12 protein-coding genes are annotated in these 16,131 nt (G+C 57.5%); 3 read left to right on the forward strand and 9 right to left on the reverse strand.

Going from position 1 to position 16,131, the window contains the following annotated elements; all coding sequences use genetic code 11:
* Nucleotides 1-800: 800 nt before the first annotated feature.
* Together DWA01_RS23510 and DWA01_RS23945 are read right to left on the reverse strand one after the other, a co-directional pair.
* Nucleotides 801-3,569, reverse strand: a complete 2,769-nt coding sequence (locus tag DWA01_RS23510) for a methyl-accepting chemotaxis protein (RefSeq protein ID WP_235008484.1) — start codon at nt 3,567-3,569, stop codon at nt 801-803.
* Nucleotides 3,570-4,423: 854 nt separating this feature from the next.
* Nucleotides 4,424-5,098, reverse strand: a complete 675-nt coding sequence (locus DWA01_RS23945; RefSeq protein ID WP_235008485.1) for an FGGY-family carbohydrate kinase — start codon at nt 5,096-5,098, stop codon at nt 4,424-4,426.
* An 829-nt stretch (nt 5,099-5,927) separates the two neighbouring features.
* On the opposite strand from DWA01_RS23945, the gene DWA01_RS08900 reads away from it, so the two are divergent.
* Nucleotides 5,928-6,383, forward strand: a complete 456-nt coding sequence (locus tag DWA01_RS08900; protein ID WP_136057704.1) for a hypothetical protein — start codon at nt 5,928-5,930, stop codon at nt 6,381-6,383.
* Nucleotides 6,384-6,910: 527 nt separating this feature from the next.
* On the opposite strand, the gene DWA01_RS08905 is transcribed toward DWA01_RS08900, so the two are convergent.
* A complete protein-coding gene (locus DWA01_RS08905; RefSeq protein WP_160115986.1) occupies nt 6,911-7,207 on the reverse strand; it encodes a transposase in 297 nt (98 codons plus the stop codon).
* 444 nt (nt 7,208-7,651) lie between these two features.
* Here DWA01_RS08905 and pcaD point away from each other — a divergent pair, with 444 nt between their 5' ends.
* Nucleotides 7,652-8,410, forward strand: coding sequence for a 3-oxoadipate enol-lactonase (pcaD, locus tag DWA01_RS08910; RefSeq protein ID WP_160115987.1), 759 nt, complete (start codon nt 7,652-7,654; stop codon nt 8,408-8,410).
* 209 nt (nt 8,411-8,619) lie between these two features.
* Nucleotides 8,620-9,534, forward strand: coding sequence for a TIGR01458 family HAD-type hydrolase (locus DWA01_RS08915; RefSeq protein ID WP_200832531.1), 915 nt, complete (start codon nt 8,620-8,622; stop codon nt 9,532-9,534).
* A gap of 202 nt (nt 9,535-9,736) precedes the next feature.
* Here DWA01_RS08915 and DWA01_RS08920 read toward each other — a convergent pair whose 3' ends face one another.
* The 6 genes from DWA01_RS08920 to DWA01_RS08945 are packed head-to-tail and all read right to left on the reverse strand — an operon-like array spanning nt 9,737 to nt 16,075.
* The gene (locus DWA01_RS08920) at nt 9,737-11,851 is read right to left on the reverse strand and encodes a molybdopterin cofactor-binding domain-containing protein (RefSeq protein ID WP_160115988.1); all 2,115 of its coding nucleotides are present in this window, start codon (nt 11,849-11,851) and stop codon (nt 9,737-9,739) included.
* Nucleotides 11,848-12,303 carry a (2Fe-2S)-binding protein gene (locus DWA01_RS08925; RefSeq protein ID WP_114285494.1) on the reverse strand — a complete coding sequence of 152 codons (456 nt, stop codon included), beginning with the start codon at nt 12,301-12,303 and terminating at the stop codon, nt 11,848-11,850. Before DWA01_RS08925 ends, DWA01_RS08920 begins: the two co-directional genes overlap by 4 nt.
* The gene (locus DWA01_RS08930; RefSeq protein ID WP_114285495.1) at nt 12,300-12,779 is read right to left on the reverse strand and encodes an OsmC family protein; all 480 of its coding nucleotides are present in this window, start codon (nt 12,777-12,779) and stop codon (nt 12,300-12,302) included. The genes DWA01_RS08925 and DWA01_RS08930 overlap by 4 nt, the downstream gene beginning before the upstream one ends.
* Nucleotides 12,776-14,044, reverse strand: a complete 1,269-nt coding sequence (locus DWA01_RS08935; RefSeq protein WP_114285496.1) for an RNA polymerase subunit sigma-70 — start codon at nt 14,042-14,044, stop codon at nt 12,776-12,778. Before DWA01_RS08935 ends, DWA01_RS08930 begins: the two co-directional genes overlap by 4 nt.
* On the reverse strand, nt 14,044-15,570 hold the full coding sequence (locus DWA01_RS08940; RefSeq protein WP_114285497.1) for a tripartite tricarboxylate transporter permease: 1,527 nt from the start codon (nt 15,568-15,570) through the stop codon (nt 14,044-14,046). The genes DWA01_RS08935 and DWA01_RS08940 overlap by 1 nt, the downstream gene beginning before the upstream one ends.
* Nucleotides 15,563-16,075 carry a tripartite tricarboxylate transporter TctB family protein gene (locus DWA01_RS08945; RefSeq protein ID WP_160115989.1) on the reverse strand — a complete coding sequence of 171 codons (513 nt, stop codon included), beginning with the start codon at nt 16,073-16,075 and terminating at the stop codon, nt 15,563-15,565. The genes DWA01_RS08940 and DWA01_RS08945 overlap by 8 nt, the downstream gene beginning before the upstream one ends.
* Between the last annotated feature and the right edge of the window lie 56 nt (nt 16,076-16,131).

A 16,131-nucleotide genomic window follows, 5' to 3' on the forward strand; every position in this document is an offset into this window, starting at 1 on the left:
AGGCACATTGCAATCGGCATTTGTTGAGTCGGGTGGTCTGGCGCAATCTCCGGGCTGTTTTCAACCAATCAGCGTCGACGAATTTGAACGGCATTGGCGGGGCTCAAGACCGCGGATACAAAATAAATAGCGAAGCGGCCCAGGCAAAAGCGAGTGACGCAGAGACCGCTACTATGGCGGAAATTTCACTTCCATAGGAAGCGGCGTGACCGACACCGTAAGAATGCCCCTCAATGGCTCTGGCGGTTTCAGCAAAGACCTCTGCCTGCCGCAGCGGTCCTTCATGTTGTGTCTGAGACTGTTGGGCACATTCTGGGTCTTTGGAAAACAACCTGACGTGCTTTGAGAAGGCCTGAGAGAAACGGTCCGTCCCCTTACCATCGGCCTTGCGGTTATAGATTTGGCACAAAGCCAAGCTGGTTTTCAGCATTTTCCACGAGCGCTTCCGCGCCGTCGCCGGCAGTGCCGGGCGTTTGAAGTTTCAGCGACAGATGATGAGTGGTCATCGGACGCTCTCAAACATGGAAACTGCCCCGCCATATGGCGCTACGACGGGGCAGTTTCGACTAACGGTGGGTGTCAGAACGAACATCGTTGAGTTTTTCATGTCAAAAATGCTGTTCCGCTGGTCAACATAATCGCGACAGGCTTCATCGCTGAAGATACTTTCGAACATGCCTTCAGGGGTTTGTCACCGTCCGGACGTTCAACATATCTGCATACAGATCACCTGCCATGCTCTGCATCTGCAGGTGTCTTACGCTCCTGCAAGTGCGGCCGGTCGACAAAGAAAAACCGGATCATGAAGCTTCGGCCCAGGTCTCAACTGGCGGCGTTGCCGCGTGCGCATCGGTGGAGAAGGCGCCAACCGTGCCGGACAGCGTAGTTGCCTCGGCGGCGAGAACCTGGCTGGCGGCGGTGGTTTCTTCAAACATCGCTGCGTTTTGCTGGGTCACGCTGTCAAGCTGATGGATCGCGTGGTTGATCTCAGTGATCCCGGTGGACTGCTCCTTGGCCGAGGCCGCGATCTCCGCGACATGGACTGAAATTTCCTCCACTTCCGTGACGATGGACTGCAGCGCAGTGCCGGCTCTGTCCACCAGGCCGACACCCCGCTGCACCTGGCTGCTTGAGTTGGAAATCAGCGTCGAGATCTCGCGTGCCGCATCTGAAGAACGCTGCGCAAGTGCGCGTACTTCCGAGGCCACCACCGCAAAACCACGCCCGGCATCCCCGGCGCGCGCCGCTTCTACCCCGGCGTTCAGCGCCAGCAGATTGGTCTGGAAGGCGATGTCGTCAATCACTGAGATGATTTTCGAAATCTGGTTTGATGAGCTTTCGATTTCCCCCATAGCTTCAACAGCCTCTCGCACGACTTCGCTGCTTTGTTCGGCACTATCGCGGGTTACGCTCACCAGTTGATCAGCGCGCAGGGCACCATCTGCAGCAGATTGCACCGAGGAGGTCAGCTCGGTCAGCGTCGCGGCTGTTTCGCCGAGAGCGGCGGCCGATTCTTCAGTCCGCCGCGACAGGTCCAGCGCCGCATGGCTGATTTCGCCAGAACTGCGGTCGATGGTCACCGCGCTGGACGAAATCGAGCGGATCAGCTCAGACAGGGTCTGTACCGCAATGTTGAAATCAGAACGAAGCTGTTCATAACGATCGGCAAAAGTCTGATCGATAGTGGCGCGCAAATCCCCGTTGGCGAGTTTCTGCAACCCGGCGGCCAGGGAGTCCACGACCAGATCCTGTTGATCCATGAGCAGCTTTCGCTCTTCGTCGGCGGCACGGCGGATCGCATCACGTTCCTCAGCCTCGGCCAGTTCGCGTTGACGGGTTTCCTCACGACGCTCGGCCTCACGGGCAGCCTGGGCCTCTTTGCGCCCGATTTCGTCGCGTCGCGCCTGTTCTTCATCTTTGCGCTGTTGCAATTCCGCTTCAGCCTGTTCTGCTTCCATGCGTTCTTTGTCGACGAGATTGGAGCGGAACACGTTCAAAGCGCGGACAAGACTGCCGATTTCACCGCCCTGGCGTTTCAGCCCGGTCAGATCTGTCATATCCCCGGAAGCGAGGCGCTCAGTGGCCGCAGTGGCGCGGCGCAGCGGACGCACGATCATATGATAGGTTAACACTGGCGCAATCAGAAACAGGATCACGCTCGCAGCGCTGATCGCCTGCATATAGGATGTTGCATCCTCAACACGTTGATCGAGCAGGCCTGCAACCTCGGAAATATTTGCAAGAGCCTGGGACCCGTGCGCCGCGGCACCAGCGGAAATGGCACGAACCTGGGTCGCCGCCTCGGCAGAACTGGCAGTCACCGCGTTGCGCGTATTCAGGAATTCGATCCGCGCCGCGACAATACCGGTTTTTTCATCCACTATGCTGATAAGCCCTTCAGTCAATGCCTCCAGAGCCGCTCCTTTTCCACTGGCCATGAGCTGCAGACCAAACAATTGCATTGAGAGTTCGTCCTGCATGCTCCTGGCCTGTTTCACATCAGGGGCAACCGAACCTTGCAAGCCAGAAATAATGAAAGATTTCAACGCAGCGTCCATGGTGTTGAGCTCGATCAGTTCGACAAGTTGCCATTCCAGCAGAAGATTGATCGCCAAAGCATTTGCGCTACTGGTTTCTGCCACACGTTTGGTCAGACGCTCAATGGTTCCGTTTATGGCGGTTTCAAGCGCGCTGTTTGAAATTTCCCGGCTTTTGATGATTTTATCCCGCAGCGAAACCGGTATTGCAGAAGCATTGGAAAAAGCAGTTTTGTAGACTGTCAGAGCTTCGTTCACCGGGCCACTGGCGTCAGAAAATTGTGATATTTCGGAAAATTGAGGCACCAGTTCGATCAGGCGGCTGGTGGACGCCAGGCTGATTTCTTTCAGTTCTTTCACCAGTTTCTGGTCCTGGGTTTCCGCAAGTGCAAGTGCAGTGCCAGACAGAAAACTTATCTCGGAACGCACAGTTAAGGCCAGCTCAAGCGCTTTGAAATCCTCATCAATCAGCCGCGATAAGGTGTCATCCACTTTCTGAATTGTATCCCTGCCGGCCTGGATCAGTTCTTCCCGGGCGGTGTTGGTCAACTGCTGCAACTGACGGGCGCCGTCTGCGCCCTGGAGTTTTAAAGCCTCGCCCGCTTTGGCAATCGTGTCCTGCGCAGAAAATTCAACGGCACGTGCATCCATCAATTGGTTCAGTGCCGTTTCAGTCGCAGCAAGCATCGGCAGCATCTGACTGCGGTTTTCAGCATCCAGGTCCGCCATCTGAACCTGGGTTGCGGCCACCACAGCGGCAACCTTCTCCTTCTTTTCCGCCAGCAGCTCCGGCGTTGACAGCAGCAAGATATCAGCCAGCGCGTCACGCAATTCACCGGTAAGGGATGCGACGGTCGCGGCGCGTTCCAAATTGGGCAGTTGTTTTTGGGTCAGCGGTTTCATTTCCGCCGCAATAGAGTTGAACACCATATTTCCGACGAAAACCGCCGCCCCGGTCATTCCCGCCATCGCTATCAGCACAATCAGGAACTTACCCGTCACACCACCCAAAATCTGTAGAAACGCTTTCATATTAACGACCTTGCATTGCAGTCCCGCCCCCCAGTGGCACGGGAATTTTTGCCAGGATAATGTCTCTGCAGCTGCTGTCCGTGTGACTGAGGCTTCGCTCAGATCGGAGGCGTGGTCACACGTGCTGCCGCGCGCCCCGAGTCAACCGGACATTAAACCGGCAAGAAACTCACCTCATCCAACTGCGCCAGTATCCTCAAAGGTCCCTAAAGAATGGTTTCCAAGGCCCGCATTTTGCAAAACGCCCCTTTGGTGTTGCAAAATGTGACAGCAAGGCAGTTTTGGATTGGCAGCCCTGCAAAAATGGGACCGCAGCGTGACACCTGGAGGCCATTGTCTGTACTTGCCGTGATCAGCTTTTTGATCAAAAAAATTTAAGGGCTGTAAAATCCGCTTAGCAGTCGTTCGAGCAAAGCGCAGCGAGCGGCGGTTCTGAACCTGAATTAATGTTTTCTGCATCACGCACATTTGGAAGCAATGGGGGAGAACGCAGTCGTAAGCTTCAACGGAAAAGTGACTCGAGGCAATTCCGCAACACGGTCGTTCAGGCGGGAAAATCGAGATTAGGCCAGCCCATGACCGGTGAACAGATGCTTGGAATATTCGGCTGATATTGACGCATAAATAGACAGCGTTGCCATATTTTGAATGTCAAAATATTATACATTCGCAGTTGAGCAATCTGCCCGGCCCCAGCCACCCGACGGGAGTAGAGATCAATCACAACCGCCAGATACGAAAAGCCCTCGCAGGTCTTGGAATAAGTAATGTCTGTGACCTGTTGTTAAACATAGGGGCGGGCCACTTCAAAGGGGGAGGCTCATTTCCTGGTTCATCGTTAAGCCTCGACAGTGTCACGCAATTTTCTGAACCTCACGCGCGACATTTTGAAGCCGTTGAAACGCGTTAAACCGCGCGGCGTGGTGTTCGGCCAGGCGACCTGAGGCGGGCCCAAATGCAGCCGTTGAAGATGACATTGTTGTCATTGCAAGGGTCATGTCGGGAAAGACACCGCCCGCCAGGCCTGCCAAAATCGCCGAGCCCAGCAGAACCGGTTCTTCAGATGCCGTGGCGACCACCGGTTTGCCCGTCGTATCGGCCAGCAGTTGGCACACCAGATCCTGTTGCCCGGCGCCACCGCTGATCATGATCCGTTTGACCGGCGCTCCGTTCGCCGCCTTCGCCTCATTAATCTGACGCAAGCCATAGCCAATGCCGCAAATCCCCGCGATGTAGAGCGCAACCAGGCTGACGATAGCACGTTTTCCATACCAAGGCCTGCAATGATGGCCCTCAGGTATGTTGTTTATCCAGTTGTGGGGCAGGTTGGGGCCGGTCAGAACCAGATGCCCGGGTTCAAACTCTTCAATGTAATCGCCAACGTCGTAACGTCCTGACGTTTCGACTACATGATGTAATTCGTACTCGGGGTGGAAATGCCAGCGTACTGTGTGGAAGAGATATCCGTGCTCCCAGGCTTTGAAAGATTCACTTTGTCCGATCTGAACGACTTCCAGGTCCGGTTCCATGTTTTTCTACCGACGCAATTGGCACCCGATGGTTTGGTGCCACCACTTTTTCGCGCGGATCCACGGTATTGTCTTCGCACTGATATGCAGAGCAGGTCTTTTTCAGAGCCCGTTCTACTACGGATCGACGATATATTTGGTACGTTTTTAACCTGTTTCAGGCGATGTTTGACGGATTCGCCCAATGTTTGGCGGCTCACTATCCGATACAGCGATGCAGACCGGACCAACTTTTATATCTGTCGGCGTATGCAAGAGCCGGTCACAAATCGCATGCTGAGGGAATTCCGCAAGGAGGAATTTGGCCGTCTTGCGCGTCTGCCCGCGGCGGTGTCTCCCGCATACAGGCCCAGCAAGAATAGCAACTCGTCGTCTAAGCGTCATTCAGTCAGTATCAGATTAACGGCGATCTGACGCCGGAAGACAGCCGGACAAAAGCGCTGCCCGCTACAATAATGCATTGGCCGCTGAGTCGTCATTTATTGGGCGAACCGGTAGCATTAACGCCATAAAAGACAAAAAAGTATCAAGCATGCCTCCATAGCCTGGTAGAAAGGCTCTGGCGAGGCTCCTGGCATGAATATCAGGCGGTGCAGGTCTGGATCTGAAACCGCTTTGAATAGTGACGTTACGCACCTGGTGCAGCGATGTTCACCCTACGGAGGAATAATAACATGAAAAATAGAGAGCCTGAATCCCAGAAGAAGCTTAAGTACTTAACACACAGGCAATTGATGAGCCAGGTCGCACAGGTGCAGCGGTATTCGGGCTATCCCACATCCTTAATCCAAACCTGGCGCTGGCCAGTACCACCAATGCTGTGTCCGATATGATTGTCGGGCAAACCTCGAAAATGGGTGGCACGTTGGTCTATGGCCAGACCTATCCCAACTGGGCGCTGGGACAGTCAAACCGGGGTGAGCACGCATACCACCACCTTGATCTTCTGACACGTTCGATGTGGAATGCGCTGACCTGGGTCGATGAAGACATGAATGTGCAGCTCGAGTTGGCCAGCGCTTTGACGTCCAATGACATGTTGGATGTGTGGGATTGCACAATCCACGAAGGGGTGATGTTCCACGACGGCACCGAACTTACGGCCGACGATGGTTTTGCGTCGGTGACCCTGCATATGCAAGGCGGCGTCGGCATGATGAAGAACACGGTTGCCAGGATGAGAAGGTCGGGAAATACGCCGTTCGTATCCAGGGTAAGCGACTGGGTTGTATTGCAACGGATGACAGCCACTGGAAATCAGACGATGCGTTCGGCGGCTGGGTGATGGTAAAAGCAACCGCCGCCCACCCAAGCGCTGCTGGAGGCGTTGAAGGCGGGGTATTATTATGCAACCCAGGGCCCGCTGATCAACAACATCACGCAACATGGTGGATCGGCAACACTGGACACCTCAGCGGCGCAATCGGTGATGCTTGTCGGGCCAACATCCCGCAGCGTTTGTACACATGGCAGATCACTGACGCGGGTTGAATTGCAACTTGAGCAGTTTCAGGCGACTGGTGCCGGGCCGTGGTTGTTGATGCCGCTGGCAGGCGCGCCTGGTCCAACCCCCTCTGGCTGGATGCATAACCTGGAAGCCGGATATTATCGTTGTCAGCGGCGGTGCAGGTCACAAACGGTTGCAAAGTATGCTGCCTACGGATGCTACTGTCGTTGCTGACATCGCTCCACGAGGCTGCCACTTCGGTGCAACGAGGCTGTCACCTCGGCGCAACGATGCCTGATGCGGATTCTTGCGGGGCGATTGGCAGCATAGGTGAGGCGATGAAGCAAATGTCGTCCTTGGGCGAATTACCTGTTCCCGCCTGTGGTTGGCAGGCCGGCCTCCACCGTGAACGCTACGTGGCTTAAAGGCACTTCAGAGCGCGGCAGTGAGGCCGTGTTGAGCATCCCGATATCCCCAGCCCTCTTCTCCTTTTCAAAAACTACCCCTGTCAGCCCGTCAATCGCCTGCCGTTTCCAGTTCGTTATCTGCGTCGGGTGAATGGTGTGCCTGGCTGCAAGCTCCAGCACCGTCTTGTCGCCAGGCAGGGTCTCAGGTGCCGCGGAGTCTTTGAATTCATCAGAAAGTCGGCGTCTCGTCGTCATTGGCCTTTCCATCAGTCATGACAGGATACCCTTTCGCAGACCGCACATATGCACCGGACCAGTTCAAATATAGTCCGGTGTCCTGTCGCGGGTTTTGCAGATACGGCCCCCCCTGGCACAGCAACCCAAATCACGAAGCTCCGGCCCACTCCGGCCACTGACCCGGCTCCGGAAACGACGCGCCATCGGGGGAGGAGCCGCCATTGATGCGTCATGCCGCAAAATTGCCTTCCGACTGGCGGCGGGGCGGGACAAAGCTGCAGCTGTTGCATCACAGTCACGTTTTCCTGCGTCGCGACACACCAAAGCATTTACGACGGATGAGCCAATAGTATGATGACAATAGTGGCGTAACCAGCGTCACGCTCAACGACATAGCTTACGCAACTGACAACAACGGGATAATGACGCATGGTGGAGTACATTTCGGCCAATGGAATAAAGATGGCCTACCGTTTCGATGGCCCGGAAGATGCCCCGGTACTCGTGTTGTCAAACAGCCTGATGTCGACGCATCGCATGTGGGACCCACAAATGACCGCGTTTTCTGCCAACTACAGGGTTCTGCGCTATGATACGCGCGGCCATGGGGCAACCGAGACCACTGACAGCGCATACTCCATCGGGATGCTGGCACGCGACGCGGAGGCACTGATCGAAACGCTGGGTGTCGGACCTGTTCACTTCCTGGGCCTGTCGATGGGCGGGATGATCGCCCAACGAATTGCGGTAAACCGTCCTGATCTCGTCCGGTCACTAATGCTGTGTGACACGGCATCTGAGATGCCAACACCGGATATGTGGAACGAGCGCATTGCCACAGCAGAGAGCAAAGGGATCGAGGGGCTGCTGGCTGGGACCATCAAGCGCTGGTTTACCCCAGGGTTTATCGCGCGTTCGCCCGCTGCTGTGAGCTTTGTGGAAGGGATGATACGGGACACCGGCGGCCCGGGTTATATCGGGTGCGCTTCAGCAGTACGTGACATGAGCCAGACTGATATTCTGAAAGATATTGGCCAGCCCACGCTTGTTCTGGTTGGTGCCCAAGACCGAGCCTGTACGCCGGCACAGGCACTGGTCCTGCACGAAAATATCGCCAACTCATGCCATGTGGTTCTGGAGGATGCGGCGCATCTGTCGAATATCGAAAAACCTTTTGAATTTAACACTGCGGTGCTGAATTTCCTTAAGGACGTGTCCTGAATCCTGCCCTTGTCTTGCCAGGGGAAACCAGCAGAAGCGTGCGGGCCGGTCACCTGGCCAGCATGGGTAACCAAACGCAGCCCAATTTGTTGCGCAAAAACCCGTGAGCGTCCGCCAGGCGGATGATGACTTGAACTCCTGTCCGCGCAGCGAAGAACCGCTCGCTCATTGTGTTAATCATAAGGCTGCGACCGTATCTTTGTGGACCAATGCAGCTGCCGAATAATTTCGCCAGTATGGGGGAGAGCCGCGCGTGGCACAGGCCGCCCGGTCAGGCTTATCGCGGCGGATTTGACGATCCGGCTGTGGCCTGGCATGATCAGGTGATGATCAGAGGTGTATTGCTTGATCTTTCCGGTGTGATCTACGTCGGCACTCATGTGTTGCCGGGCGCCAAAGATGCGCTGTCGCGCCTGCGCGATGCGGGGCTGGCAATCCGGTTTTTGACAAATTCGACGCGGGTGCCGAAAAAAGACATTCTGGCCCGCCTTCGCCAGATGGGGATTGTCATTGCCGGGGAGGAGCTGTTCACCCCCGCCGAAGTGGCGCGCGAATTGCTTGCCCACCGTAAACGCTCCCCTCATCTGCTCATTCACCCGGATCTGATGGAAGATTTTCAAGGGCTGGCGGCGCATGCGGCCCGGGCGGTGGTGATTGGCGATGCCGGTCCAGCTTTCACCTTTGAGGCGCTGAATGCCGCATTCCGGGAACTGGTGGCGGGCGCGGATTTTCTGGCGCTGGCGTCAAACCGGTATTTCCGGGACGATGACGGCGGGCTCAGCCTGGACGCCGGCGCATTTGTAGCCGCACTGGAATTTGCCAGCCGCCGCCGCGCGGAAATCCTCGGCAAGCCGTCGGCCGGTTTTTTTGCCGCAGCCCTGGCCAGCATGAGCTGTGATGCCGCTGACGCAGTGATGATTGGCGATGATGCCGAGATGGATGTCTCTGGCGCGCTTGTGGCCGGGCTTGGCTGCGCGCTGCTGGTGCGCACCGGAAAATACCTGCCCGGTGCCGAGAAGGATGTTGACCCAGGGCCCACCGCGGTTGTGGATGATCTGCCGGCGGCGGTTCAATGGATCCTTGACCGAAGCGGGCAGGCGAGCCCCGGGGCGGCAAGGGCATGACCGGTTAGGGCTGGTTGATAGTCGTCGCGATGCTGCACTCTATGGCGGAGAAGATATATTGCTCTGACGACGGACAGATGTCATCGGCGAGAAGTTTGGGAACGCGGCAAACTGGCATCCTCGGGGCTGGCCCGGCCTGTGGTTATGAGATCCGTTTCAGGTCGCTCGCTGATTGGGGACGCACAATTCCGCCGCTTGTCTGTCAATCAGCGAATGCTTTTTGCATGATGGCGTCCGGGGTAAAAGGCATCCGGCGCATACGGATGCCGGTTGCATCGAAAACCGCATTGGCGATGGCGGCAATGGCAGGGCCGGGCGATGCCTCTCCGGCGCCGACGGATTTGTCTTCAGGCCGGTTCAGGATCGTTACATCAATCGTTGGGATATTGCCAAAACGGATCACCGGATAGCTGTCCCAGTCGCGTGACAGGATGCCGTCGCGGTCCCATGTGACGGCCTCGTACAACGCCCAGCTGGCGGCCTGTATGAATCCCCCCTCCAACTGAGCGCTTAACCCCTCAGTATCGATCACCCTGCCTGCGTCGGCGACGATATTGGCCCTTGTCAGGTAGATATTTGCGCGATCATCGGTGTCGATATCTACGCAGATACCAACGCGGGTCATCTGATTTTTATATTGCGCATATGCAATGCCGCGCCCGCCGGTTTCCGGCAGGTCCGGCAACAGCATTGTTTTGCGCTGCAGTTCGTCCAGCACGGCACGGTCGCGCGGGTCAGTCAAATAAGCTTTGCGAAAGGCAATCGGATCGGCGCCCTGGCCGCGCGCCAGTTCGTCCAGAAAACTTTCAAGGGCAAAAATATTGGCGGCGGCGCCCAAACATCGCATTGCCGACGTGCGATGCGGCCCGCCCGTGACAAGATTTTTGACCAGACGTTTCTTGGGGAACGCGTAGATCGGATCAAGGTTGCGGTGGATGCCGGTGTGGCGGCCCATGTTGGGTTGCGGCGGCACAGGACCAATGGCATCGGCGCGAAGCCGGTTGGCAAGCAGTCTGGCAGGGCCGGCCCGGTTCGGACCCGGGCGGGGGCGCGCACCATGGGTGTCGCTGTAGGCCTCGGCAGAAAAGGCAGCAATTTTCCCGTCGGCGAGCTTTGCAGCAAGGTCGATGACCATAGCAGGGGCATATGGCGCGTTGCTGTGTTCATCTTCGCGGCTCCATTTCAGCAGGATGGGCGTGTCGGGAAGCGCAATGGATATCAGGGCCGCCTCAAACGCGGCGTCATCTGCACCATTGTGGCCATAACATCCTGAGCCGGGCACATGGGTGATGTCGACTTGCCCGTGGCGCAGGCCCAGGCTGTCGGCAATACTGGTGCGCAAAGGATAAATGCCCTGACTGTGGCAGTGTATCTTCAGTGTCTCTCCATCCCAATGCGCCATGGCGGCGGACGGGGCCAACGCACCATGCATCTGGTAGGGACGCTCGTAACGCGCATGCATGTCTGGTTTGGGCAGCGCGTCAGGCACGCCAGAGTTTTGCGGAACGCCATCGATGACTGGGAAACGGCTGGCGTTCGCGGTGACGAGCTGTGTGAAGACATCCGTTTCCGGCACGCCACCGCCCGGGTCCCAGCAGCAGGCTTTGGCCAGCTGAACTGACGCCTGAACCAGCGGCCATTCCTGCGACCCGGCGATGGCCAGGAAACTGCCGTCCCGGATGATGTGCAGGCCCTCAACTCTCGACCGGTCGGTGGTTTTCAGCTCGATGCGGTCCAGCCGTGCGCGGGCATGAGGTGGGTGTATGGTCCTGGCGTGTAACATGCCCGGCGCTTCAAGGTCATGAACAAACGTGAATCGTCCCAGTACCATCTCTGACAAGCCCCGCATGGCCGGTTTCGCAACAGTACCCGGCGGGCGCGTCAAAAATGGTGCATGCCGGTCGATTTCGGTGTCCGCGGGCACCTCGTCGATTAAGTTGAGGACGGAGATCTGGCGGTTGCTGCCCGGAACTCGCAGAACGCCACCGCTAATCCGCCAGTCTTTTGGCGCGCCGCCCAACCGTGACACGGCGAGCGCAATCAGCCGGGCCCGCAGCGTGGCCGCGGCGCAGCGGACCGCATGTCCCGATTGTTCGATGGAATTACTGCCCGAGGTCATGCCCTCGTCAGGCGCGCGGCTGGTGCGCACCGGGGCGATGTCGATCTGGTCCGGTGGAATGGTCAGTTCTTCATGCGCGATCTCCGTCAACGCGGTCGATATTCTCTGACCGATATCGACTTTTCCGGTATGGACCAGCAAGCGCCCATCGCGTGTAGTGATCCAGTCAGCGATCAGGGGATAAGCATCAATGCTCACGATCGTGCCGCCTGATCCACAGCTTTCAACACTCTGGGATGCGATCCGCAGCGGCAAAGATGTGGCGACAAAGCGGTGGTCACTGCGGCGCGGTCAGGTGCCGCATCCCGGTGCAGCAGTGCGGTTGTCGCGACGATAAGACCCGCTGTGCAATAGCCGCATTGCGCCGCCGAAAACTCAACGAATGCCGCTTGAACGCGGCGGCCCAATGCGCTGTTGCCAATTCCCTCAATGGTGGTGATTTCACGGCCCGCAAAAGCCTGCGCCGCTGTCACACAGGACATTTCCACCTTGCCATCGACCAGCACAGCGCAGGCGCCGCATTGTTCCAGCCCGCAGCCCAGCTTGCTGCCCTTCAGTTTCAACTCGTCACGCAGCACATAGATCAACGGCGTTCCGGGATCTGATGAGACCCCGTAGGTCTTGCCATTGATGTGCAACTTCAGTGTCACGGTGTCACGCGCTCCCACCGGACAACGATGTTGACATCTGCCGACCTGAACAGGTTCATCACCGGGCAGCGGTATTCGACATTCCGGGTCAGCCGCTCAAACCGGTCCTGGGTTTCGTCCGTGTGGACCCGGATACGCAGTTTGACCCAGTTAAAATAGGGTCGAACGCCAACGACGCCGCGGGAACCGCGCTGGTCGACCTCGCCATCAGCTTCCATATCCACGGCTGTGTAGGAAAATTGCATCGCCTCGGCGCAACGGTTGATGATGACACCTTCACAGCCCAGCAGCGAAGAGAGCGCCATTTCCAGTGGCGTCGGTCCGGTGTTGGTGCCTTTTTCATCCGTGATGAGTACGTGATCCCGTACCATCATCACAGAGCGGGTCGAGGCCTCGTTGCGTGCACTCACGCGACGAATGCCAAGTGCCTTTTTGCCGGGATCGACACCAGGGGGCAGCAGGTCCGGTTCACTCATCGCGGTATTTCCAAAATATCCAGACCGTTGTTGCGGTCGAGCAAATAGATCCGCCCGGCGTCATCCACGTCGACATCATTGGATTGCGCCGGTCCGCCGGGCCCCGGTTCCGGGATGAAATGCGCCACTTCCACAGGCTGCATGGGATCGGCAAGATCCAGCACCCGCAAGCCGCCGGCAAACCAGGTGGCATAGACCAGCGTGCAGTCGAGCTTTTCGCGGAACTGATGCGCCCCGAACCGAACCCCGTCCTGTCCGGCCCACGGGCTGGCGCGCTCAGACAGGTCCCAGGCCGCGACGGGCACCATATTGCCGATATCGGTGACATCAAGGATCCAGATAAACGCATGCAACCGGCCAGGTGAATGATTGTGCTCCTCATCAATGGCGACGGCGTAACGGCGGCCGCCAATGGTCTGTTCCAGCGGCATGACGGTATGGGTCGGTTCCGGAATGGCGGGCGGGAAACGATAACTTCCCTTCACCTTCGGCGCAGTCAGATCGCGGGCATCCAGCACCCGAAAGCCAGCATGCCAGACCGCGGCCCATAACTCGTCACCACAGCGCATGGCATGGTGCAGGCGCACGCCGTAGCCGTCCCAGGTCGGGGTCTCTCCACCCGCAATGTGCTGACCGGGCAGGTGCCAGCGTGAGATTTCGACCGGGGCGGAGGGATTGGTGATGTCGTATGTGACGAGGATATTGCCGATATACCCCTTCATCTCGGTCGAGATATAGGCGTGGCTTTTGTCCATGTCGAACCGGTGGACGCCAAACCCGTGTGTCCTGACATAAGACAGCAGCCTTGGCCGGGTCTTGTCCTTGATATCCCAGACCCGGAAACCGCCACTGTCATAGCCACGCTCTTGCGCGTCCTCCAGCACCGCGATGTCAGCGGGCTCCACCCCCAGTTGCGCGGCAATCTCCGCATCGGATGACCCAGCCCCCAGCCTGGCGCGCACTTCGGCGATCTTTGCGCCTTTTCGCAGGAAATGCCTTTGGTCCTGTTCGACATTGGTGATCATGATGTCACCGCAGACGCGAACCTTGTGAGTATGGGACAGCCCGTCAGGCGGAGGCACATGCGCCACCACCGTTGGGTTGGCCGGGTCGCCGATGTCAATAATGGACGTGCCCATCGGTGGTTTCATATGACCAATATAGGCATAACCATCTTGCACGACGATCTGGCCGCCGCCTGCAATATCCAGATGGCCCAGCTGGCGGATGTTCCGCATCAGCTCGTATTCGATTTCCTGTCTCATTATCCCACCAACTTTCGCTGTTGTCCCATCAATTCCCGCCGCTTGCGCCGCCAGTCAAACACCGCTGGCAGCACCAGCGAAAAAAACAGAGCGACCCACAATACGTTGCCCAGTTTTGAGGAAAACAGCGTCATGATATCGCCGTCTGATTTCTTCAGCGCCAGCAGGAAGTACCGTTCCAGCAGCGGCCCGAGAATGACCCCGATCAGGATCGCGGCGACATGATAGCCAGTGCGCCGGGCGATATAACCCAACAGGCCAAACCCCAGGGCAAGATACATGTCGAACATATACTCGCGCGGCACGAAACCGCCGACCAGCGTGAAGGAGATGATCATTGGCGCCAGATAGATCGTAGGAATGGTGGTGACGTGGCTCATATACCGGCTGAGCGGCAGGATGGTCAGGAACATCAGCAGATATGCGACCGCCATTGCCATGAACATGCCGTAGCCGATCTCGGGCTGGGTCTCAAACAGCGACGGCCCGAAACTGACGCCATGGTACTGCATCACCACCAGCATAATCGCCGCAGTGGCACCGCCCGGAATGCCAAGCACCAGCAAGGGCACCAGGGTTCCGGACGTCACCCCATTATTGGCAGATTCCGGTGCGATCAGACCCTGGGGATGACCGGTGCCATACAGCTCTGGAGTTTTGGACAGGGACCGCGACTGTTGATAGGCGACAAAACTTGCAATTGATGCGCCAGCACCGGGGATCACCCCGATAATCAGCCCGATGACCGAGGTCCAGACGATGTGCCACCAGTGCCGCAATGCAATCCGCACACCCTCAAACGTGTCGTGCCAGCTGCCCGTTTTGACATCACCCTCGTGGCTGACAATCACTCTCTTTTCGATAATGATGAAAGCTTCGGAAACAGCGAACAGACCGACCAGCGCAGGGATCAAAGGGACCCCGTCGTAAAGCTCCAGAAACCCGAATGTTCCACGCGGCGTTGCATAGACCACATCCGTGCCAATCGACCCTATCATCAGTCCCAAAAAGCCCGCGATCAGGCCCTTGAGCATATCCTGCGAGGCAATCGAGGCGATCAGAGAGATGCCGAACAGCATGACCACGATCATTTCGACCGAATGCATATAGAACCCGACCCGCGCCAGAAGCGGCATCGTCGCCAAAGCAATCAGCGTGGTCAGCAGCCCGCCGATGCTTGAAGAAACGAACGAGATTGCCAGCGCCTGCTGACCTTTGCCCGCCTTGGCCATCGGATACCCGTCAAGCGGCGTCGCCGCCGCGCCTGCGGTCCCGGGGATATTGACCAGAATGGCGGGGATGCCGGCGCCCATCCGTGCCGCGCAATAGAGCGTCACCATGAAGACCAGGCCCGTCTGCAGGTCCATCGCCAGCGTTAGTGGCATCAGAATGATGATCGTATTGGCAGCGGAAAACCCCGGAATTCCGCCGACGATCAAGCCCAGGAAAATTGTTGGGATAATCACCCACCAGTAGCCGATTGTATCGATGAATACTTCGAACAGTATTGTGGTCGTTTCACCCATTTCCCAGCACCGCCTTCATTGTGATCTCGAACCAGCCGCGCGGAAACCGGGTGTCAAAAGCCCAGATGAATATGGCCCAGCCGCCAAGCGCCATCGCTGCCGAAATCAGCGTGATGAAGACCGGGCGCTTGCCCCTGGACAGGATGATCATACTGAGCGCAAGGAACAGGAACGTCGTCAGCGTAAAACCAAACCGGCCGATAAATACGCTGTACCCGACTGTGGCCATCAGCAAGCCGATCCGGCCTGTTGTTATATCCTCGCGGCTGAACAGGTTGCCAAATCCCAGCGTGGCCTTCCCGTCGCGCAGCCAGAAAATGCACCGCAGGATAAAGATGCCGCAGACCAGAAGAAGGATGCCGCCGACTGCGAATGCACTCACCTGAGCCGTCCAGGGTGAATTCCAGATCGTGCTGAAGAAATAAAGCGTGAAAGCAATCGCGAGCACCGGGATCACCAGCTCGCCGCCTAGCTGGCGACCTGCTTCGTTGCGTTCTGTGGCCATTATGCGCCCTTCCAACCTTGGAAAAATGTTTGTGAATTGGACGGCGGGACTGTCCC

Source organism: Candidatus Halocynthiibacter alkanivorans (assembly GCF_003333265.1).
In the GTDB taxonomy this organism is placed as follows: domain Bacteria; phylum Pseudomonadota; class Alphaproteobacteria; order Rhodobacterales; family Rhodobacteraceae; genus Halocyntiibacter_A; species Halocyntiibacter_A alkanivorans.

Excerpts from the sequence above, each read along its gene's own strand:
- DWA01_RS08900 (WP_136057704.1), top strand. The coding sequence starts at position 5,928 with ATGATTGTCGGGCAAACCTCGAAAATGGGTGGCACGTTGGTCTATGGC.
- DWA01_RS08915 (WP_200832531.1), top strand. The coding sequence starts at position 8,620 with ATGCAGCTGCCGAATAATTTCGCCAGTATGGGGGAGAGCCGCGCGTGG.
- pcaD (WP_160115987.1), top strand. The coding sequence starts at position 7,652 with ATGGCCTACCGTTTCGATGGCCCGGAAGATGCCCCGGTACTCGTGTTG.
- DWA01_RS08945 (WP_160115989.1), bottom strand. The coding sequence starts at position 16,075 with ATGGCCACAGAACGCAACGAAGCAGGTCGCCAGCTAGGCGGCGAGCTG.
- DWA01_RS23510 (WP_235008484.1), bottom strand. The coding sequence starts at position 3,569 with ATGAAAGCGTTTCTACAGATTTTGGGTGGTGTGACGGGTAAGTTCCTG.
- DWA01_RS08940 (WP_114285497.1), bottom strand. The coding sequence starts at position 15,570 with ATGGGTGAAACGACCACAATACTGTTCGAAGTATTCATCGATACAATC.
- DWA01_RS23945 (WP_235008485.1), bottom strand. The coding sequence starts at position 5,098 with ATGGAACCGGACCTGGAAGTCGTTCAGATCGGACAAAGTGAATCTTTC.
- DWA01_RS08935 (WP_114285496.1), bottom strand. The coding sequence starts at position 14,044 with ATGAGACAGGAAATCGAATACGAGCTGATGCGGAACATCCGCCAGCTG.
- DWA01_RS08930 (WP_114285495.1), bottom strand. The coding sequence starts at position 12,779 with ATGAGTGAACCGGACCTGCTGCCCCCTGGTGTCGATCCCGGCAAAAAG.
- DWA01_RS08905 (WP_160115986.1), bottom strand. The coding sequence starts at position 7,207 with ATGACGACGAGACGCCGACTTTCTGATGAATTCAAAGACTCCGCGGCA.